Consider the following 21365-nt stretch of genomic DNA (forward strand, 5'->3'; position numbering starts at 1 on the left):
AGGGATGCTCTTTTAGTTTATTTTTTTATTGATTACTTGCCATAAGTTCTGCTTGTTCTAAGACCTGCTCTACAGCCATTTTTTGTAAATCTGGTGGATAGCCATATTTCTTAAGCAATCGTCTAACAGCTACGCGCATTTTAGCTTTGGCGCTATCACGTTTAGACCAATCAACCCCCATATTTTCTTTCACTGTTTTAGTTAATTCATGAGCAATCGCACATAATTCTTTATCTTCCATCGCTTTTTTCGCTGTTTCATGTGAAACTAAAGCATCGTAAAACGCAATCTCATACGAATTTAGGCCTAATTCATTTCCTCGTTGTTGTTCTTGTTTAATATCTTTGGCAAGTTGAATGAGTTCTTCAATCACTTTTGATGTTTCAATAGAACGGCTATTATATTTATTAATCGAATTTCCTAACATCTCAGAGAAGCGCTTAGATACTGTCACACTCGTTTTCATTAATGATTTAACTTGCCCTATGAGTAATCGATTTAATAATTCTACAGCTACATTTTTTTGTTTCAATCCTTCGACATCTTTTAAGAAATCATCTGATAGGATTGATAAATCGGGTTGTTCAAGACCTAGTGTTTGATAAACGTCAATGACATCTTCAGTCACAACAGATTGTGACACAAGTTGATTAATCTCTGCTTCAACTTCTGCAGGCGTTTTACGTTTTTTTCCTTCTTTTGACGGTTGTAACAATTTAACAAGTCCTGCTTTAACCGCTTTAAAGAAAGCAATTTCATCATTGAGTTCTTGGGATGTAGATTCAGTCGCACAAAGAGCAAAGGCTTTCCCTAACTCTGTGACCGTTTTAATAAAACGTTGGTGTTCATCTTCGCCTAAACCAATCACATAATCCATCGTATCTGAAATAGTATAATAACGTTCAGAATTTTTCTCTGAATTAAATTTAGAATAATCAAGATTATATAACATATCTTGAATCACATCATACTTCAATAACATCAATTCAACCGCTTTATCTGTATCTATTGCCGTTTGAGCTTGGTCAGATTCTGTATATTCTTTAAGTGCCTCTTTCAAACTTTCGGCAATACCCACATAATCGACAATCAATCCACCTGGTTTATCTTTAAACACTCTATTAACTCGGGCAATTGCTTGCATCAAATTATGGCCTTTCATCGGTTTATCAATATACATCGTATGCATAGAAGGGACATCAAATCCTGTCAGCCACATATCTCGAACAATCACGAGTTGTAATTCATCATTCACATCTTTCATACGTTTTTCTAATAAATTACGACGTTTTTTAGGACCAATATGTCTTTGGAAAGAAGCAGGATCACTAGATGAGCCTGTCATTACCACTTTAATAACACCTTTATCATCATCATTCGAATGCCATTCCGGTTTTAGACGAATGATTTCATCGTATAAATCAACAGCAATTCGACGACTCATCGTTACGATCATTCTTTTACCTTTCATCGCTTGCTGACGTGTTTCAAAATGTTGGATGATGTCTTTGGCTAGGGCTTCTACACGAGGTTTTGCACCTGCTAAGGCCTCAATACGGGACCATTTTGATTTTAAACGCTGTTTTACATCCTCTTCTTGATTTTCTGTAATGTCATTATATGCTTCATCTAAATCTAAATTTTGAGGTAAATTTAATGGAATTACGCGACTATCATAGTAAATTTTAACTGTACTTCCATCAGCTACGGCTTGTGTCATATCATAAACATCGATATAGTTCCCAAAGACCATTTGCGTATTTTTATCCGTTGAAGCTACGGGTGTACCCGTAAAACCTACAAACGTCGCATTCGGTAAAGCATCTCTTAAATACTTCGCATAACCATATTTAATGCCTTCGCCTTTATCATCGTATTTTGCATTAAAGCCATATTGTGTACGATGCGCTTCATCTGCCATAACAATCACATTTTTACGTTCTGTTAGAGCAGCCATGGTCGTTTCGTTTTGTTCAGGTTCAAATTTTTGCATCGTTGTAAATACAATACCGCCCGATTCAACAGATAATAACGATTTTAATTCTTTACTTGTTTCAGCTTGTTTTGGCGTTTGTCTTAATAAACCTTTACCAGACCGTCCTTTCGATTTAACAAACGTACTGTACAGTTGGTTATCTAAGTCATTACGATCTGTTACAACGACTAAGGTAGGGTTATTCAGTATTTGAATTAATTTTCCAGAGAAAAAGACCATTGTTAAACTTTTACCAGACCCTTGGGTATGCCAAATAACGCCACCTTTACCATCACCTTGCCCAGATGAGGCTAATAAAGCTCTATCAACAGCTTTATTAACGGCATAGTATTGATGATACACTGCCAGAATTTTACTGATATGTCCTTTACCATCATCTTGGAATATTACAAAATATCGAATTAAATCAAGTAAGGTTTCTGGATTTAACATCCCATGAATCAGCACATCTAAACTAGCTAAACTTGAGGGCGATTCGGTTTCTCCATCCTTAGAACGCCAAGTCATAAAACGATCATAGTTCGCAGTTAGTGAACCAGCTTTTGTATTAATACCATCACTTGTAATAAGCACTTCGTTAAATGTAAATAATTGTGGAACACGCATTTTATAAGTTTCTAATTGATGATAACCGTCTTCGACGCCCACAAGTCAGACTAGTGAGTCCTCAAGCATTAACCGATAAATTCATAGAATATTTAGAAAATATAGTAAGTGTATATTTAAGACAATCAATAAAGTAAGGAGATAAAAAGATGAAAGAAATTTTAAAAAAAGTTGGTATAGGTGCTGGTAAAGTAGCTGCTGTACCATTAATAGTAGCTGGAGCAGCAATAAGTGCTTTATATGAAACAACAGGAGATCGACAAACCATGAGACAATTGTTGGAGGATCGTTCAGATAAAGATTTAATGGAATATTATGCGATTCATAAAGATGGAGGAGACCATGATACTTACATTGCAGCAGGAACTTTGTTAATTGAAAGAGGATATTCTTACAATGAAGAAACTGAAAAATGGGAGAAATAGGTGACAAACATGAAATTCACATTTTATAATAATCAAAATTCACAAACATTTGAAGATAAATTAAAACAATTAGCACTTGATAAAGATCATAAGTTTAGTAAAAAAGAAGAGGTTTTAAAAGAAAAGGATATTTTAAAGCACTCTAGTAAGACTGATAGAGAGTTATTAAAAATATTTAAGGACAATGCTAAAATTATTTATTACTACTTTAACGGTAGAAATAGTAATTATGAAATAATAATTGGTGAAACTAAGTTTGAAAATGTTATTGGGTTAGAAGTTAAGTTTAGTCGTAAACCATTTAGACAAATAGGTAAAGTATTACTAGCTGGAGCAGTATTCTCTATTCCTGTAGGTGGGTTATTAATGGGATCAATATTTATAGCGGGCTCTAGTTTAATCATTTCCAGTGGTGTAAGATCATTGCAAATCAAAGGACCATTAGGAAAAGAATTAGAAAAAGTTGTAACAGAAACATTAGGAGAACCAGTAACTGTAAAAGAATAAGATAAATAATAATAGCATCCTTTCACCGTAGAGTGGAGGGATGCTATATTAATTTATTTTTTTACTCATTATTAGCCATTGTAGTTCTATTTAGTTCAAGTTTGAATTTTTGTATTGTTGTTAATATATAATAGCTACTTCTCCTCTAGTATTTTTTTTACATATTCATACTCATGTATATTATCCAATTTGAAATTATAACTTTTCATTTCATTTAAAACTATTTCTAGGTCTGATTTACCTCTCCATCGGCTGATTATTTGGCCATTATCATTAAAAGCTTTTATAATTTTTTGAAATTGAGATTTGTTAAAGTGCCTAAAAAAAGGTTTTATGAAATGGTTGAAATTAGAATTAGCAGTATCAAAACTATCACTCTCACTAAATATTTCAATAACTTGATTCAAATAACTTTGGATAAAACCTTCTTTTTCATAAACTTGGAATAAAATTTCACTAAAATCCTCACTAATATAATTAAAAATCCAATTATTGACGTTATTATTTATAAATTTTAACTGATCTTCTAAGTCTTCTCTTAAAAAACAAGATAAAAACTGATATTTTCCTGTCATTTCCTTTTCAATATTAATTTTTAGAAATGTCTGGGTAGAGGCATTAAAATTTTTATATAAATTATGTCTTGATATAAATTTTATCAATAGACTAAAGTTTTCAGAGTTAATATCACTTGGCAAAAATTTGTGAAAATGGTCTTCCTTTAATATAAGATTTATTTTATTTTTATATTTATTATAAATAATATTTATAGTTCGATAGTTTATATTTCTGTTTTTATTACACTTTTCATTTTCAAGGTAAAAAGTAATTTTCCAAAGAGATTTGAATGTTTTTTCTATTAAAATGTCATCATTATTATAGTGAAATAAATACTGGGGGATACAATTTCTTAATAAGTTTACTATTATTATTAACTAATATAAAAATCAGTGTAAAGTTTTCTGAATTTTCTGAATTTTATTTTTGTTTTAATCTATATAAACCCTAAATATAAAATTTTATTAAAAATTATATTATATCATTTGATTGGTTATCTAAAAAGTCTGTTTTTTCATATTAAAATTTGATAAGCTTATAAACGAACGAAATGAAATAATATATAATTTTCGTTCGTTATTTAAACGCTTTTATAAAGGAGGGTAATGGATATGCCTGTCATTAAGTTATTAGATAGTAATTCGTTATATCAACATGAAGAAATAGAATCTGAAAGATATTATAAATTAAAAGAAAAAATCAAAAATGATGCCGTTCAGAAAAACCCTGTAATTGTAACTCCTTTAACAGAAGATAAATATTTAGTATTAGATGGAGCTCACAGGTCTAGTGTTATTAAGGACTTAGGTTATGATAATGTATTATGTCAAGTAGTTAATGAGAATGATTTTATCATTGATTCATGGACACATAACTTGGATATAAATGATTATTCAAGCATTGAATTTTTTAAAGATACGAAGATTTTTAAAAGTGAACCAACTCTTATTGTAAATGACGTACATAAGCAATATGCTTATGGTTTAGGAGATATATTAAATAATAATCAGTGTCTAGGAAACTACAAAACGCTTGTTAATGAGATAAACAAAAAAAGATCTTTTGAGAGAGGAGTTTCTGACAAAGATGGGGTGTTAAACATAAAATATCCGACCCTCGATTTTCAGAAAATTAAGATTTTAGTGAAAAAAAAAGAAGTTTTACCTGCCGGGGTAACTCAAGTATCTATAAAAACAGGTAGAGTTATGTGTGTAAACTTACCTCTTTATAAATTGGAAAACAAATACAAAGATTTAGGTTATATTAGAAAAATAGAAGAGAACTTACGACTTTATAATGAGCCAATTTATTTATATGAAGAAAGGTGAAAACTATGAATTTAAAAGATGGTAGAAAGATATTTATCAATGGTAAAAGGGTTAGCAATATTTTAGAGGAGCACAAAGTTTTTGAAAACACATACAAATATATCAATAGATATTACCAACTCCAGGAGGAAAGAAATTATCATACTATTTATGGAAGCAGTTTATCTACAACTTTTTTAAAACCTCAAACCAAGGAAGATTTAAAGTTAAAAAGAGATGTTTATTATGACATCGCTAAAGAGTCTTATGGTATGTTAGGCAGAACGCCTGATTTTATGAACCCTGGAATAATGAGTCTAAAATATCATAATGATTTTTTAGGGAGAAATGAATACGCTGATTTCAAACAAAATGCAATAAATTATTACAATTATATTAGTGAAAAAGATTTATTTGTATCTCATGCCTCTATTAATCCCCAAATTGATAGATCTAAGAAAATTAGCGAAATAGAAAACGACTATAGTGGAGTTCATGTTAAAGATTTTGATGAAAATGGAATTTTAGTTCAAGGTGCTAAAATGATTGTTACATTAGCTCCATTGGCAGATGAACTATTAATTTTCAATATGCCGGGATTAAAAGAAGGAGATGAAAATTATGCTATTGCATTTTCAACTCCGGTAAACACAAAAGGGGTAAAAGTAATAACAAGAAAAACATATGATAAACCTGGATATTCATTAGCAGATTACCCTCTTTCTAACTCTTTAGAAGAAATAGATGCATATGTGATTTTCGATAATGTAAGTATACCCTGGGATAATGTTTTTGTATTCAAAGATATTGAAGCATCAAATAGCTTCTTTGATAAGTCTAAAATACGTCACCATACTGGTCATCAAGATATTACAAGAGGATTAGCTAAATTAGAATTTATATCAGGAATCGCTATAGAATTAGCAGAAAAGTTAGGCTTGAGTAAATTTGTTAATATCCAAGAAGAATTGGGATATCTAACTACATCGATAGAGTTAGTAAAAGGTGGCATATTACTTTGTGAAGAGAATGCTCAATTAACAAACGAAGGAGTTTTAACGCCGGATATTGATGCAATTCAAGCCGTTAGATATCATCTTCCACAAATTTATAAAAAAGCTGTTGACTTAATTCAAAAATTAGCTGCTGGCTCAATGTTATCTGTTCCATCTATGTCAGATTATCATAATGAAAATAGAGATGTTTTAATTGAGAGTCTCAAATCACCGTTAGTTGAATCTGAATATCGTTCGAAATTACTAAATTTAAGTTGGGATGTTACAGGAGAAACGTTTGGTCAACGTCAAAAAGTTTATGAATACTACCATGCTGGAGACCCAATGAGATTATCTGCTATGCATTATCTAGCATACCCTAAAGAAAAGCTAACAAAAATAGTGAGGGATTTACTTGAAAGTATATAATTGTGCGAATTTATTATATGTAAAAAATAATTACATTCTTTTAGTAAAAGTACGTAATAACGAAAAATATTATTTACCTGGAGGCAAAATTGAGAAAAATGAAAATAGCTTAGATGCATTAATTAGAGAACTTAATGAAGAGTTGAATATAAGGATGTCAAAAGAAACCTTTAATTTTGTTTGTAGTATAGAAGATGTTGCTTATCCAGACAATCAGAATTCCGTAATTTTGAATTGCTATCATTCCGATGTCAGCAGCTACAATTTAATTAAGAGTAATGAAATTACTGATATTAAGATGATTGCTTTAGAAGATAAGCATTTAATGGCGCCAGCAGTGGTTAAAATTGTAAAACTTATAGAAAAAGGTGTAGTAAATGTATAACGTATGTGAATTGGAAAATATGTTTAAAGAACTGGATTATGATACTTATATAGCAACAACAAAAGAAAATATTCAATATCTAAGTGGCTTTTCCCCTGTCTGTAAAGTACTAAGACCTTATACAAGCGATGTATTTATAATTGTTCATCGAAGTGTACCAAATAAAATTCATATAGTCCATTCTAAAGGCGAGATAGATCAAGTGTTAGATAGCTATAGCGATGTAGGGTTTGTTAATACTTATGGCGAATTTTATAGAGAAGATGAAAATAAATATAGAAAGACTATAGATGATGTCAAATTAGAAGAATTTTCAAGTGAGGAAAACAATTATCCTAATGCAATTGAAGGATTGAAAAACATTTTAGAAAAATTACATTCTAAAAAAATCCTTATAGATGAGGAAGGACTTACTCACGCTAAGTACAAAATAATAGCTGAGAAGTTGAATGTGTATGAAATGAAAGATGCTTCTTATTATTTGAAAAAAGTTAGAAGTATTAAGACTGATGATGAAATAAAGTTGTTGCAAAAGAGCTCTAATATACTGGAACAGGCTATATTAGATGTTACTGAATTAAAACTTCCAACTAATGAAGAAGAAATTGTGAAAACGTTTAATACTTCAATTGCGAAGAATGGTGGTATATCTAATTTGCCAATGATAAAAATTGGGGAACATTCAGTTGGAGGACAAAGACAACCTAAAGAAAATATTATATTCAATGAACATAACTTTGTTTGGTTTGATTGTGATATTAGCTATAAAGGATATTGGGCTGACGTTGCCAGAATATTAACAACAAATAAAAATGCGTATGTTAATAAAGAGTATTATAGTATTTTATTGAATGCACAAAAAAAAGCGATAGATTTTATAAAGCCAGGTATGAAAGCTAAAGATGTGTATAAATTCGTCATGAATTATGTTCGGAAAAATGGTATACCGCATTATAAAAGACAACATGTTGGTCATGGGATAGGATTAGAGCCTTATGAACTCCCCGTATTATCTCCATATAATGAAGAGACGATTGAAGAAAATATGGTTTTATGTATTGAAACGCCTTATTATGAATATGGTGTTGGTGCTATCCATGTAGAAGATTTAGTGCTAATCCAAAAAAATAAGAATATTGTATTAAACAAAACTAATGGTAATGTTATCGAAAAGGATGATGATTAAATTGGAATATAGAAACAATTTAAGTTTAATAGGTAATACCCCTATTATCACTGTAGAAAATAATTTAATTCCAGAAGATAAGGTTTTAAAATTAAAATTAGAATATTACAATCCTAATTTTAGTATAAAGGATAGAACCGCTATAGGCTTGATTGAAAAGGCTGAAGAAAAAGGATTATTACATCCTGGGATGCATATAATAGAATCTACCTCTGGTAATTTAGGGAAATCATTAGCTATGATAGGTGCTATTAAGAAGTATAAAGTTACTTTAGTGGTTGATCCTAAAATAGAAAATTCAATGCTAAATATATATAAAGCATATGGAGCTAATGTAGTGTCTGTAAGCACGCCTGATGAAAACGGGAGTTATCAAAAAGTTAGAATTAAGAAAGTTAAAGAAATTATAAGCTCTGATAAAGAAAATAATTATTACTGGCCGAATCAATATGAAAATACCGATAATTGCGAATATCATTACAAGTATACAGGTAATGAATTCTTGAACATTGAGACAGATTGTATTATATCAGCAGTTAGCACTGGCGGTCATATTTGTGGAATAGGAAAAAAAATTAAGGAAAATAGAGACGTAAAAATTATTGGAGTTGATGTGGAAGGATCAAAAATATTTGGCGGTGAATCAAAGCCATATCTTATTAATGGAGCTGGATTGTCTTGGACTAGTCAAAATTTAAATTTTAATAGCTTAGATTATTGTGTTAAAGTCACAGATTCATTAGCTATATCTTTGTGTAGATATTTTGCTAAGAACAATGGTTTAATGTTGGGAGGATCTTCTGGACTATCACTAGCTGGTGCAATTTATATGCTGAACCACACCGATGTTAAAGTTGCTACTGCAATTATTCCAGATACTGGGATTAATTACTTGAATCAAATCTATGATGATAATTGGGTGTTAAAAAATACAAAAATTCTAGAAGATAAAGAGAAAATTTTAAATGAAATAGATAATATAAAAGTATGGGAGACACAACATGAAGAATTTATTCAGTAAGTATGTCATAGATAAAGAAATTATAACATTTGGTGAATTTCAGCTGAAGTCAGGAAGAAAAAGTCCTTACTTTTTTAATTTTGGTAGTTTTAATAATTCCACTATGTTACAAGAACTAGGAGAATTTTATGCGGATTATATTTACAAAAATAACATCCAATGTGATTTAATATTTGGCTCAGCATATAAAGGGATTCCAATAGCTTTAGCTACATCTTTAATGTTGAAAAATAAATATAACATTAATAAAGAGTTTGCTTTTAATAGAAAAGAAGCAAAAAGTCATGGAGATGGAGGAAATATGGTCGGGGCATTAATGACAGGGAAAAAAGTTTTAGCTGTAGATGACGTTTTGACTTCAGGGAAAACCGTGTTAGAAACAATTAAAATTATTAAGGATAATAAAGCAGAATTAAGTGGTTTTCTTGTTGCTCTGGATAGAGAAGAAAACTACATTGAAAGTACTATAAAAGCATCTACATATATTAAAACTGAATTAGGCTTGCCATTTTATTGTATGAGTAAAATAGAAGATGTTTTAGAAGTATTAAGAGAAAAAAATAGAGTAGACATAATCAATAAAATAAAGGTGTACTTAGAAAAATAGGGAGAGGGAGTGAGGAAAACGCTACTTTTTCTCAGATATATAGTAATAAAAAAACTTATTAAGCCTTAATAATGAGTTGGAGGATCTAACTCTATTTGTTTCATCTTGTTATAGATTCATGTAAACTCTAACTATATGAAGAGTTCAGAAATACTTTTAAGTAAACAAAACTCTCATGATTTATATAGTATGATACAGGTTGCATTCGACAAGTTAAAGTAGAAAATATATAGTAATAGGAGAAATATTATATAATGAAAAATGTTTATTTTGATTTAGATGATACTTTAATACAAACACAAGAAGCGTACATGGACGTTAATAACAAATTATCGAAACTAATAGAACAAAATACTAACTATAAAAAATCAGAGATTCTTAGTTATATGAATAAGATAGACATTTCAAAAATAGAAAGTATGTCTTTTTCGCCCAGTAGATTTTGTAGTAGTTGGGTAGAGACATTTGAAAAATTAATGCCTAAAAATTCTTTCTCAAAAACTCATGTTTTTGATTTAGCTAATGATGTTTTTCAAAGGGAAATACCATTACACGCTGATGCTAAAAGTATTTTAGACATAATAAAATCTGAAAAACCTGAAAAAACAAAATTTGTAATATTGACTCATGGTGATAAACATATACAAACAAAACGAATTGAAGATTTGGGGCTACATACTATCTTTGACGATATTAGTATAGTTGATCATAAAAATGAAAAAGTTTATAGGAGCATGAATTCATCAAATGAAGACATTATGATTGGAAATTCTTTAAATCACGATATTTTACCAGCATTAAATGCTAGTTGGCAAGCATTTCATATAGAAAGACCGTTAAGTTGGGAATATGATGGACAATTTACAGAAAAAAAGTTTTTTTCATCAAAAGATTTAACAATAATATGGGATTATATTTTTAAAGGAGATGTATTATATGGAATTAAAGCCAAAAACTAAGTCTAAGATTATAGGAAAACGGAAGTTTTCTAACAGAGAAGATTTTATTAATACATATGGAGAATCAGTGTTTAAAAATGAAGAATTAGTAAAGAAAATACACCAGTATTGGCATTCTAAAGGTCAAAATGGCTGTGTTTTTGCTCAAAAATTGTCTAAATTAGACGAGGAAAAAAATGGATGGTACAAAAAGGTTTTTTATACAATTCATACTAGTGAAATAGATACAATAATTAAAGAATCTATATCTAGAGAAGAAGTAGAAGTGATTAGTCTGCTTTTCCCTAATATAACAACAGAAGTAGAAGTTATAAAATTAGTGAAAAAATTAATTTCACAATCACAATATGTTTTTATGCAAAAACCAGTATTATATAATGAAAGCGAAATTTGTATACCACTAAGAATTAATATAGCAAAAAAAGATAAACCTCAAGTATTATCGTGGGTTATGACTTTTGCTCCACTAGATAGTTATCCTAACACAAGACAATCACCAATATTTGAAATAGCAATAAGAGTTAAAGAAAAGAACGAGAATATCTACAAAAATTTAAATCAAAGTCGTAGTGATGCTCATTTAGCTGATACTCCTTTTTATTTACCGGAAAGTATTGTAGATTCCACATGGAACGCTACTTTTAAAAATACACAATACTTGTTGGGGCAAAAACCAGATTTAAAATCTGCTGCCAAAACAACATTAACAGTAAATTTGAATAAGTGGGAAGGTATTGAAAATGATTAGTAATCGACCTAAAGTTCAAGTGAGCTGCTTATTGCAGAGTGATGAAAAGTATTTAATGATTAGAAGGGTAAAAAAGAAAGCTCACACATTAATGAAGCTTATTCCGGCTGGGGGGCATGTAGAAATAGGAGAATCTTTAGAAGAAGCAATTGTTAGGGAAATGAGAGAAGAAACAGGCGTAACTATTCTTAATCCATGTATTATTGGAGTGATTTCTTTTATTTCACAAATTGATAATAGTCACAATGTTTGTTTTATGTTCAAAGCTCTAGAATATAGTGGAAAAACTGAAACTAGGGAACCCGAAAAAGTAGTCCCAGAATGGATAAATACTAATGAATTATTAATAAATACAGATGTACCCTCATATTACGCAAAATTTTTTAAAAAACATTTTGAGAATCCTCAAAAATTTATCAACTGTACTATTAACTTTAAAGCTAATGAAGATATAGTATTGACGTTCAACTAAACCAAAACACAAGCAGAGTTTTAGAAAGGGGAGGGATTATTGAATAAGGTTGATTCAAAACTACCATTAATTAAATTATTAGCTTTTAGTTTAATAAGTTTTATTTGTGTAATGACAGAAACACTCCCATCTGGATTGCTTCCTGAGATCAGCGAGGACCTTAATGTACCTAATTCATATGCAGGTCAACTTGTTACGTTTTATGCATTAGGTTCATTTATTTCACCGGTACCTATAGTTTTAAAAACACAATCTTGGAATCGAAAACCTCTTTTTTTATTTGGATTATTGTTATTTTTTTTGATGAATACGATCACAGTATTTTCACTGAGTTACATATTAACTTTAGCTTGTCGTTTTGTAGCAGGAATAGGATCAGGCTTAATATGGAGTTTGTTAGCTGGTTATATTAGCAGAATGGTTACGCCTGATGTGAGAGGCAGAGCATTGACAATTGCTATGTTAGGTACGCCAATTGCACTTAGCATTGGCATGCCTGTTGGGAGTTATTTAGGTGTACTATTGAATTGGAGAATAATTTTTTTGATTTTGTCTATATTAATAATACTACTTATATTTTTCTTTATAGTGCAAATTCCTAACTTTAAAGGTAATGAATCTAGACAAAAAACTAATTTAGTAAATGTGGTAAAAATTCCTGGTGTGATTTCAATTTTAATAATTTCAACCTCTTGGATAGTAGCTCACAGTATTTTATACACATACATAACAACTTATATAAAAGCATTAGATATAAGTGTATCGATAAGTATGACTTTATTCATATTCGGTCTTTTTTCTATAGTAAGTATTTTACTAACAGGGGTGTTTATAGATTCTTATTTGATTAAGCTAATTATAATAAGTTTAGTTTTATTCTTTTTTGCCTCATTAATACTAACCTTTTTTCAAACTGATTTTTTGGTTATCATAGCTATAATTTTTTGGGGGTTAAGTTTTGGAGGGGCGGCAACTTTAGTACAATCAATTTTATCTAAGATAGTGGAACGTTCTAAAATAGATACTGCTATGGCTATTAGTGCAACGTCATGGAATCTGTCTATAGCTAGCGGAGGCTTCATAGGAGGTATGCTATTAAAAACGTTGGGCACTGAGTCTTTTACTATAGTTATGTTAGTGCTTATAGTAATTGCTTTGCTAACTATAAATCTTAAGTTTAAACAATTAACAAAAGAATGTAATTAATTTAAATTGTATTTTTACTTTCACTTTAAATATCTTAGTTTTAGTATATAGTGCAGCGAGTATTCTCGCTGCTTTTTATTTATAACTACGTATTGTAGGTTTTTCATAATTTATAATGAAGTCCTCTATACTGTCTAGAGAGTTACTAAAAAGTATTTTTTCTCTATCAGTTGAAGTTAAAAAATCATTTTTCACCATAGCGTCATACATATTTTCAATTGGTTTATAATAGTTATTGACATTATAAAATATACAGGGGCTATCATTTTGGCCAACACGTGCCCAAGATACTACTTCGGTTATCTCTTCTAACGTCCCTGGACCGCCAGGTAGCGCTATACAAGCTTGCCCCAATTCAACCATTTTTGATTTTCTTTCAGACATAGTATTAACAATAAGTAGTTCTGTTAGATTAGGATGAGAGAGCTCTCTCTCAATTAAAAATTCAGGAATTACACCAATAACCTTTCCATTGTTTTTTAATACAGTGTCTGCTAATAATCCCATTAATCCGACATTTCCACCTCCATAAACTAAAGTGTGTCCTTTCTCAGCTATCCATTCACCTAAATTTATGGTTTCTTGCTTGTATATATTTAAATTACCTTCACTAGCACCACAATAAACAACGATATTCATTTTCGATCCTCCTAAATATTACTGCTTGTATATTTTTAAGTTTAATCCAATAGTTAACAGTTTCATTAATACTTAAAATTATAAGTTATCCAACTAAATGAAAACTGATAACAAACTTTTAACCACAAAATTGTTTGAATTCATATTATAAATATAGAGTATCATATTAATAATATAATAACCATTCTTTAAGGATTATTTTATTAGTTTTAAAAGTTTGGTGTTTGTATCACAATATTTTTCGCAATTTAATTATTGGTTTTTTATCTGGAATACAATTTAGTTTTTGTTCACTAAATTAATTTGTCTAAAATGACTTAAAATAAGGGGTTGAATTAAGTAATTCATCTTTATTCCTCAATTTTTAATAGAATACATTCAACATAATTTAAAATACTATTCTTTTATTTGCTATTCGTTACAAACATTACTTGTGCATGTCACTGGGAGATGTTTAACTGTAAAAAAAGATATAATCTATTAATAGTGTGCTACAACTTATATATGAATCTTGAACTCATACTAGTAATTAATCTTTTTATTTAACCACGTCTTTAGGAGCGGGTTTTTTTGAATTATTATAGATATCAATTTGATGTAAAACAAAAAAAGCAAGAATAGTTATATAAGACCGTTTTTCGTCTCATATATTTAACATGAACTGTTTACAGTTAAATTAATATGTACTAGTTTAAATATTGATTTCAAATTTCCTTTCATATTGGGAAGCATTAATTTAAAATGGTGTGATATTATATTCGATTACCATCATAGGCATATTAGAAGCTGTTGAATTTTTGGATACAACAAGTATAATGGAGTATAATTAGTGATAATGTTTTTGATTAAACTATTTCAGATATTAATGAAGTAAGGGTAGCTGATTTATTTAAATTCTAAGAACTGGAAATAATGGTTCAAAATGGTCATTTAACTTAAATAATAAATCAGGCTCAGGAGCTAGGATTATTATAGTTAAAGCTGATGAGATAGGCTTAAAACATCTATGGATCATGAAACTAAAATTGAATGGTAATAATAAAAAAATAGTGGTATATGAATTAAAGAAGCTAATAATCTAGGTAGATTATAATAAATATGTGACTAGACTAATATCAAATTCAAGAAGTAATAATATAAATAGAGCATTTCCCACTTTTTGGAGTAGGAAATGCTCTTGAATATATATTTTTTACTTATTCGTCATTTTCACTATTTTAAAAAGTTTAAGGTGTCGTATAAACAAAATTAAAACTCACTAAAAACTTTTGTTTTAAATTCATGAACTATTTTTTCAAGTAAGTCTGAAATTAACCCACCAATTGTCTCTAATCCGTTCATATATAGAAGAAAAGTAGATATAGCGATAATAATTATTGGTATTAGTGGTATTATCAGACGTTTTAATTCTGCATTTATTGTGAGTATTTTTAAATCTGTTGAATTATTTAATGTTTTAGAATAACCAGAGATATAATCAATACTTACTTTAGTGATATACCAAAATATAAATAATAACATTAGAAATGAAGATATTATAGTTATAGACTGTATAGTTAATAAAAATCCTCTATTAGGATTAAGTAAAGCATTAATTGCATGTCTAATATTGATAGTTTTGAGAAAATTAAATGAACAGGTACAATTAATTAAATGTAAAATTCCTGTGTATAAAGTGATTTTACTTTTAAGTTTAATTCCCAAAGTAAATAGTACTATTGAAGTAATAAGACCACCTGTAACAAAAGTGTAAAGCAAGTTTTCCAATGCAATCAAAAGTGGATCTAAAATGAACGAAAATAAAACTAAACTCGAGGTTTCATGTTGTTGTAATATGCTATTAGTAAAAATAACTAAAACGATTAATCCTAATGCAATGTAAATAGTGATTTTTTGAGGTTTACGTTGTGAAATTTCGTCATTAGTAAGTTCAATTTCATCATGATAATGATTTACTTGTATGGATTGGTAGCTATTATTATTACCATTTGTAGTTACTTCATTTTTGTTATTCATAGAAGTCATTTTTGATCTGTCTCGTTCAAGAGCTTGCTTTTGTTGTAATTTAAAACTTCTAACTCCGTAAATACATTGCAGTAACCCAAAAACAAGTCCACAAATAACGCTGATAAAATTTAACGACATGTTTATCCTCCTCTTCAAAATAGTATTACATAAAAATTAGAGAACAGCGATTTTGAATAATAGAATGCACTGTGACTCTAATATAAAATATTTAACTTCTTATTTTAAATCTACACTTTCTTTAGCGTTTGTGGATGTAATGGTTACGCCAATTAATGTAATAACACCGCCAATAATAGCAAATAAAGTAGGTACTTCGTCTAGCATAAAATAGGCTAGTATTAGAGAAACGACAGGTGTTAAATATAAAGAAGTTGTTGCATCTGATACACCTACTTTTTGTATCGTATAAGCTAAGGCAATTTAAGGTATAACAGTTGGGAATGCTCCTAAATAAATGACAGATAATATCGATGTCATATTTGCCGTTTGTAATTCAATAAAACTTCCCGGCAAAAATATAATCATAAATAATGAACCTGTAATAATTGTATAAATTGTTAACGGAATAAAACCATATTTATCTAAATATTCTTTTTGAAAAGCAAAATACACACTTTCGCCAAATGAAGCTAATAGGACTAATACAATACCTATTATAAAGACATTAAGTTTATCTCCATTACCTAATGAGATTAAGGCCACACCGAGAAATGCAATAATTGATCCTATCCAAGCTAACTTTGAAAATTTCTCTTTTAAAAAATAAGTGGCAAGTAAGTGGCAAGTAATGCCGAAAAAATTAGTGTTGTTGAAACAATTAAACTTGCTACACCAGCATTTACATAGTACTCCCCGATACTTAATGCAGTGTGATAAACTGTACAACCACAAAAACCTAATAATAAAATAAAAGGTATGTCTTTTATATGAGGAAGAGGTATTTTTTTATAATTCCTAGTATGCATAATAATATCGCAGCGATGAGTAATCTTCAAGCAGATAAATGTTCTGCTTTAAAATCATTTAGTGCTATTTTAATTACTGGAAAAGCGGAGGCCCAAAGGAAAATGGTAATTCCAAATGCGAAGTGAATTGATTTATTATAATTAAGATTATTCATCAACATCTGCTACAACTGTTTGTTGGTAGTCAATCAGAATTACTGAACGTACACCAATATTATTACCACTTCCTTTTTCAACTGGACTTACGTAATAACTTACATCGGGATCATAAACACCATAAGATTCTAAAGGTTGTGTGATTTCAAAAACTTCTATTAAATCATTATTGTTGACTTCTTCCGGCTTATTACCAGCTACTTCTGGAATTGCTATAGCATTTGTTCCTCCAGTTATATTTGTTCTTTCAATTAAATGTGCAAATGTAAAAGGTTCGCCATCTTGATGCAAGCAATCAGGTGATGAAATTGCCTTATCACCATCTTTTTCTACGTAAAGTTTTACAAATTGTACACCTACATGAATAGGTGAAAATTTGTCTTCTTCACTCCAAAATGTTTCTTTATAATTGGCTTTGATAATTTCATTTAATAATTTGTTACTTCGTATATTTTTTCTAATGATTGAAACTCTCTATATGCTCCTAGATGTTCGGGATTAAATTTACCTTGAAAGTAAGCTGAATATTCTATATCATTTTTAGTTATTGTTGGTAACCAATAAATATCTTCTGTTTCAGGTAAAATAATTGCTCTTGAGTATCTTCTATATCTATTCAAGTTTGGTGCGTAGTCATCTTCTGGTAAATCATTGAAGTTTTCTAATAATTCATGATGATCATGTTGTATACCTTCGTAATTCAAGTCTTTCATTAAATCATATCTTGCATAACCATTTTGTTTAATCTTACTCACTATAAAACATCTCCTTTGATATTGTATTTTCATCTTAAGTAATATGATTTATAATAAGTACAACCAATTATCAGAAACTTCACCCAACCAATTTAAAAAGGAATGATTTTTATTAAGTATAAAGAGATTGCTTCATACATTAGAGATAAAGTAATAAATGGAGATTGGTTTTTATGGGATGAAAATTCCTTCTCATTCATTTGAAAGCAGAGAGAATATCAAGTATGCATTGGAAAAAATATACAAATATGCTTTGTATAAAAACGGACGATAATATGATAGTTATTTTTTTAAAAGGGGAAGGACAATATGACAAAAAAAGCTTTTATTTCTTATTCTAGAACAAATGGAGATCATTTGAATAGAGTTGTGAGAATAGCAGAAAGTTTGAGAGTTGATCATGGGATTGATGTTATTTTAGATGTATGGCATTGTACTGAAGGTGATGATTTGAATCACTTTATGGAGTCTATGGTAAATGATGAGACTATTGATTTTGTTATAATATTAAGCGATCTTCAGTACTGTAATAGAGCAAATGATAGAGAGGGAGGAGTTGGAAAAGAGAGCACAATAATTAGCTCGCAAATTTATGATAAGCAAAAAGATAGTAAGTTTATACCTGTTTTTTTAGATATTTTAAGTAATGGCAAACCATCATTGCCAATTTTTTGTAATACTAGATTCGCTATTGATATGACAGATATTGAATTAGATATAGAGAAAACAGAAGAAATTGCAAGAAAAGTACATAATAAACCATTATTTGAGAAACCGAAAATTGGTAAAGTGCCCGATTATAATCAAGACCAAAATGACTTGAAAAAAGCGATAAAAAAATTAACTTTATCTAAAAGTTATAATAGAATGAGAAATTTTGAAGAAGCTTTAGACATTATTTATAAAACTTTAGAAAATATAGAAAATAGCATAGAGGACTATAATAAAGAAGATTTAATGGAATTAAAAGAGATTTTTGATACTTGGAAAGAAGTTATTACCTATGCGTTAAACAATGATAACTTTTATTTTAGGGAAATAATTATAGAGCATTATAATAGGTGTTTAACTCTTACGGAAGAAGAATTTGAAAATCCAATGACTAGGATTTTTAATTATTTTTCATTTCTTATACTAGTAAGTGAATCTTTATCGTTAGGAGCAAATGAATTTTTGAAAGATTTATTGAATGCTAAATTTAACTTTAGTAGAAGAGAAGCAAATTATTATATATTAAGTTTATACCCACGGGCGTTATCAAGGAAATATTCATATGAGACTAATGTCAAAAAAATGTTAGCCGAATTATACTTTGAAGGGAAAGATTTAAAAAAAGTCCAAGAGGCAGATGTGATTTTATATACAGAAAGTCTAATGAAAAAAGATATTCAGAGTGAATATGAAACGTGGCATGGATCTCTGTTGTATAGTAGGTGGCCTATGCTTGAGCAACGCACTATTAATATTTTAATAAATAAATTTCGTAGTAAAAATTATCTAGCTCAATTTGACTTTTTATTTGGAAGCTCACAAAGTGAAGTATTTGAAAAGTATGATAATATTAATCTAACATGGGATTTGCCTACCATTTTTAATTTTATTGATAAAGAAGAAATTGGCAGCTATTAATATAATTATTTTAAAATGAGCTCAGGTAACGGGCTCATTTTTTTAGTAAAATAACTAATAAGGGGAAAGTTATCATAAGTAGGTGGGTGTATATTTACCATTTAAGTAAAGACAATATATAAATTATTTTGGCATCATTAATTTTTGATTGATGAAAAATCTATTAGTTCTTCTCTATCATTATATTATTTTACACAAATGAGGTGTGTTCTTGGAAATATCAAATTTTAGTATTATTTTAGAGCAAGTTTTAAAATATTCAGCGTATTTATATAAACACCTTAGTTTTCCATTACTTTTATTGATTGTAATTTTAGTATTTAGAAAAGAAATTTCAGATTTATTAAATAGGATTCGTCAAATTAATTTTGAAAATAATGCAGGTAAAGTAAGTGTTTCATTAGCAGAAATTGGTCGTTTAAAAGATGCAATGGAAGCATCTGAAAGTTTTCAAATTCGTCACTTAGGTGGAAAAGATCCAAGAGATAATATTCACTTAGGAGAAGGACCGAATACAGCAGAAGAAAATAATAAATTTAATGAGTACTTTTCTTTGATTAATTTACCCGAAAAGGTTTTTAAAGAAGTAGCGAAAAATGGTCATATTAAAACTATTGAACATTTATATAATGCTTTTGAATTTCTTACAAAAGACTTTCAAAATGAGAACTATCAACCAACTAAAATTATTAAAAGTATATACCATACAGTTAGAGATATTGATAGGAATGGCGGTTATCTTTTTGACGATGATCTTGTTTATAGATATAGAATTTTTATTCAATTAGCTTATTTAGAACTTACGCAACATAATGAAATAGAGAGTGAAGATTAATATATTTTAAATTCAATGAGGTAAGATATGGACAAATTTAAAGAAAAAGTAAATGAACTGGAATTAATTGAGACTACTAAATATTATTCAGAATTTATAGAAGGCTTTAAAAAAATCGAGATTGGGCTAAAAATGAAAACCTAAAAAATGAAGTGGAATTGGCACAATATGAGATTGATATTTTCTCTTTATGTGAGAAAACTCCCATTTTATCAAAAAATAAAAATAAACCAAGATTTATGGCAACATTTATTGATGTTAATGTTACTGAGTGGCCAGATATAAAAAAATTTAGGGATGAACAGCTTAAATATTATGAGAAAAGGTTATATGAGACAAATAATATATTTTTAAAAGCAAGATACTCTGATTTCTTATTTGAGTATGGTGATAAGAAAATAGCTAAAAATAAATATGAGATTTCACAGTCTTTACTAACTAGCCTAGTTTATATTTGTGAACATTATAGTGAAGCTAGTAACTATGACTCAGTGATATCTAGATTAGTTGAAGTATCTCTTCTAATGGGAAATAAGAAAGAACTCAAAAAAGCTGTCGAATTAATTTATCCAAAATTGATGGATTTAATTATAATAAAGAGTACAGTTGCGTATATGAACTTTCGAAACTTACAAGAGAAATTTTATAAGTTATTGTCAAAAGATAAAATAATGGAATTTCAAATGTCGTAGGAAAACAGTGTGTATTGTCTAGAAAAAAAGAAGAAAAATTCCTATGAATATAGTTAATGATATTAAACTTCATGTCATGATTTACAGTGCAAATCATGGACCGAAGAGGTTTGATGAAGAAATCATGCCTATCATTAATGACACATGTCCGATTATTGAAATATATGTCTTAACAAGTGGTCAGCGACTAATTTAGCAAATATTAATCTAATGGTATCAACATTAATAAAGATGAACTTGTTAGACTCGTAAATGTTTT

General features: G+C 29.0%; 19 protein-coding genes and 4 pseudogenes. 17 read left to right on the forward strand and 6 right to left on the reverse strand.

The genetic code is table 11. The features are described 5' to 3' along the window. Positions 1-25: 25 nt before the first annotated feature. Positions 26-2644, reverse strand: a pseudogene (locus ACZ267_RS06775) (type I restriction endonuclease subunit R); the annotation flags it as partial. Between the two features lie 107 nt (positions 2645-2751). Between ACZ267_RS06775 and ACZ267_RS06780 the strand changes: the two are divergent. Together ACZ267_RS06780 and ACZ267_RS06785 are read left to right on the forward strand one after the other, a co-directional pair. Continuing rightward, complete coding sequence (locus ACZ267_RS06780; protein WP_072519909.1) at positions 2752-3027, forward strand: hypothetical protein; 276 nt, start codon at positions 2752-2754, stop codon at positions 3025-3027. Positions 3028-3036: 9 nt separating this feature from the next. Further along, the gene (locus ACZ267_RS06785; RefSeq protein WP_072519925.1) at positions 3037-3534 is read left to right on the forward strand and encodes a hypothetical protein; all 498 of its coding nucleotides are present in this window, start codon (positions 3037-3039) and stop codon (positions 3532-3534) included. 134 nt (positions 3535-3668) lie between these two features. Here the strand turns inward: ACZ267_RS06785 and ACZ267_RS06790 are convergent, their stop codons facing one another. Beyond that, the gene (locus ACZ267_RS06790; RefSeq protein WP_124747936.1) at positions 3669-4109 is read right to left on the reverse strand and encodes a hypothetical protein; all 441 of its coding nucleotides are present in this window, start codon (positions 4107-4109) and stop codon (positions 3669-3671) included. A gap of 594 nt (positions 4110-4703) precedes the next feature. Between ACZ267_RS06790 and ACZ267_RS06795 the strand changes: the two genes are divergently transcribed. The 10 genes from ACZ267_RS06795 (at position 4704) to ACZ267_RS06840 (ending at position 13407) form a co-directional block, all read left to right on the forward strand. Further along, a complete protein-coding gene (locus ACZ267_RS06795; protein ID WP_171991412.1) occupies positions 4704-5420 on the forward strand; it encodes a ParB N-terminal domain-containing protein in 717 nt (238 codons plus the stop codon). A gap of 5 nt (positions 5421-5425) precedes the next feature. Beyond that, positions 5426-6823, forward strand: a complete 1398-nt coding sequence (locus ACZ267_RS06800) for a 4-hydroxyphenylacetate 3-hydroxylase N-terminal domain-containing protein (protein WP_072519906.1) — start codon at positions 5426-5428, stop codon at positions 6821-6823. Continuing rightward, positions 6810-7208 carry an NUDIX hydrolase gene (locus ACZ267_RS06805; RefSeq protein WP_072519905.1) on the forward strand — a complete coding sequence of 133 codons (399 nt, stop codon included), beginning with the start codon at positions 6810-6812 and terminating at the stop codon, positions 7206-7208. The genes ACZ267_RS06800 and ACZ267_RS06805 overlap by 14 nt, the downstream gene beginning before the upstream one ends. Positions 7209-7227: 19 nt before the next feature. Beyond that, on the forward strand, positions 7228-8394 hold the full coding sequence (locus ACZ267_RS06810; RefSeq protein WP_162162858.1) for a M24 family metallopeptidase: 1167 nt from the start codon (positions 7228-7230) through the stop codon (positions 8392-8394). Between the two features lies 1 nt (position 8395). Then, on the forward strand, positions 8396-9415 hold the full coding sequence (locus ACZ267_RS06815; RefSeq protein ID WP_371913831.1) for a cysteine synthase family protein: 1020 nt from the start codon (positions 8396-8398) through the stop codon (positions 9413-9415). After that, positions 9396-10022 carry an orotate phosphoribosyltransferase gene (gene pyrE, locus ACZ267_RS06820; protein WP_072519902.1) on the forward strand — a complete coding sequence of 209 codons (627 nt, stop codon included), beginning with the start codon at positions 9396-9398 and terminating at the stop codon, positions 10020-10022. The genes ACZ267_RS06815 and pyrE overlap by 20 nt, the downstream gene beginning before the upstream one ends. Before the next feature lie 254 nt (positions 10023-10276). Beyond that, a complete protein-coding gene (locus ACZ267_RS06825) occupies positions 10277-10981 on the forward strand; it encodes an HAD family hydrolase (RefSeq protein ID WP_072519901.1) in 705 nt (234 codons plus the stop codon). Then, positions 10959-11729: a hypothetical protein gene (locus tag ACZ267_RS06830; RefSeq protein WP_072519900.1), complete on the forward strand. Its 771-nt coding sequence runs from the start codon at positions 10959-10961 to the stop codon at positions 11727-11729. Before ACZ267_RS06825 ends, ACZ267_RS06830 begins: the two co-directional genes overlap by 23 nt. Further along, complete coding sequence (locus ACZ267_RS06835) at positions 11722-12201, forward strand: NUDIX hydrolase (protein WP_079449211.1); 480 nt, start codon at positions 11722-11724, stop codon at positions 12199-12201. Before ACZ267_RS06830 ends, ACZ267_RS06835 begins: the two co-directional genes overlap by 8 nt. A 39-nt stretch (positions 12202-12240) precedes the next feature. Beyond that, entirely contained in the window at positions 12241-13407 is a 1167-nt protein-coding gene (locus ACZ267_RS06840) for an MFS transporter (RefSeq protein WP_072519898.1), read from the forward strand. Positions 13408-13482: 75 nt separating this feature from the next. Here ACZ267_RS06840 and ACZ267_RS06845 read toward each other — a convergent pair whose 3' ends face one another. The 4 genes and pseudogenes from ACZ267_RS06845 to ACZ267_RS06860 form a co-directional block, all read right to left on the reverse strand. Then, positions 13483-14046, reverse strand: a complete 564-nt coding sequence (locus ACZ267_RS06845) for an LOG family protein (RefSeq protein ID WP_072519897.1) — start codon at positions 14044-14046, stop codon at positions 13483-13485. Positions 14047-15294: 1248 nt separating this feature from the next. Next, positions 15295-16191 (reverse strand): hypothetical protein, encoded by an 897-nt coding sequence (locus ACZ267_RS06850; protein ID WP_072519896.1) that lies wholly within the window; start codon positions 16189-16191, stop codon positions 15295-15297. Positions 16192-16290: 99 nt separating this feature from the next. Next, positions 16291-17194: pseudogene (locus ACZ267_RS06855) on the reverse strand (DMT family transporter). After that, a pseudogene (locus ACZ267_RS06860) lies at positions 17187-17983 on the reverse strand (2OG-Fe dioxygenase family protein). The pseudogenes ACZ267_RS06855 and ACZ267_RS06860 overlap by 8 nt, the downstream one beginning before the upstream one ends. A 69-nt stretch (positions 17984-18052) precedes the next feature. On the opposite strand from ACZ267_RS06860, the pseudogene ACZ267_RS06865 reads away from it, so the two are divergent. From ACZ267_RS06865 to ACZ267_RS06885, 5 genes and pseudogenes are all read left to right on the forward strand, one after another. Then, positions 18053-18146: pseudogene (locus tag ACZ267_RS06865) on the forward strand (hypothetical protein); the annotation flags it as partial. Positions 18147-18259: 113 nt separating this feature from the next. Then, complete coding sequence (locus ACZ267_RS06870; protein ID WP_072519895.1) at positions 18260-19579, forward strand: SEFIR domain-containing protein; 1320 nt, start codon at positions 18260-18262, stop codon at positions 19577-19579. A 211-nt stretch (positions 19580-19790) separates the two neighbouring features. Beyond that, on the forward strand, positions 19791-20414 hold the full coding sequence (locus tag ACZ267_RS06875; protein ID WP_079449210.1) for a hypothetical protein: 624 nt from the start codon (positions 19791-19793) through the stop codon (positions 20412-20414). Positions 20415-20572: 158 nt separating this feature from the next. Further along, a complete protein-coding gene (locus tag ACZ267_RS06880) occupies positions 20573-21106 on the forward strand; it encodes a hypothetical protein (RefSeq protein WP_079449209.1) in 534 nt (177 codons plus the stop codon). 43 nt (positions 21107-21149) lie between these two features. Next, on the forward strand, positions 21150-21302 hold the full coding sequence (locus tag ACZ267_RS06885) for a hypothetical protein (protein ID WP_251509941.1): 153 nt from the start codon (positions 21150-21152) through the stop codon (positions 21300-21302). Positions 21303-21365: the final 63 nt, after the last annotated feature.

The organism is Staphylococcus sp. AC872 (genome assembly GCF_979255425.1).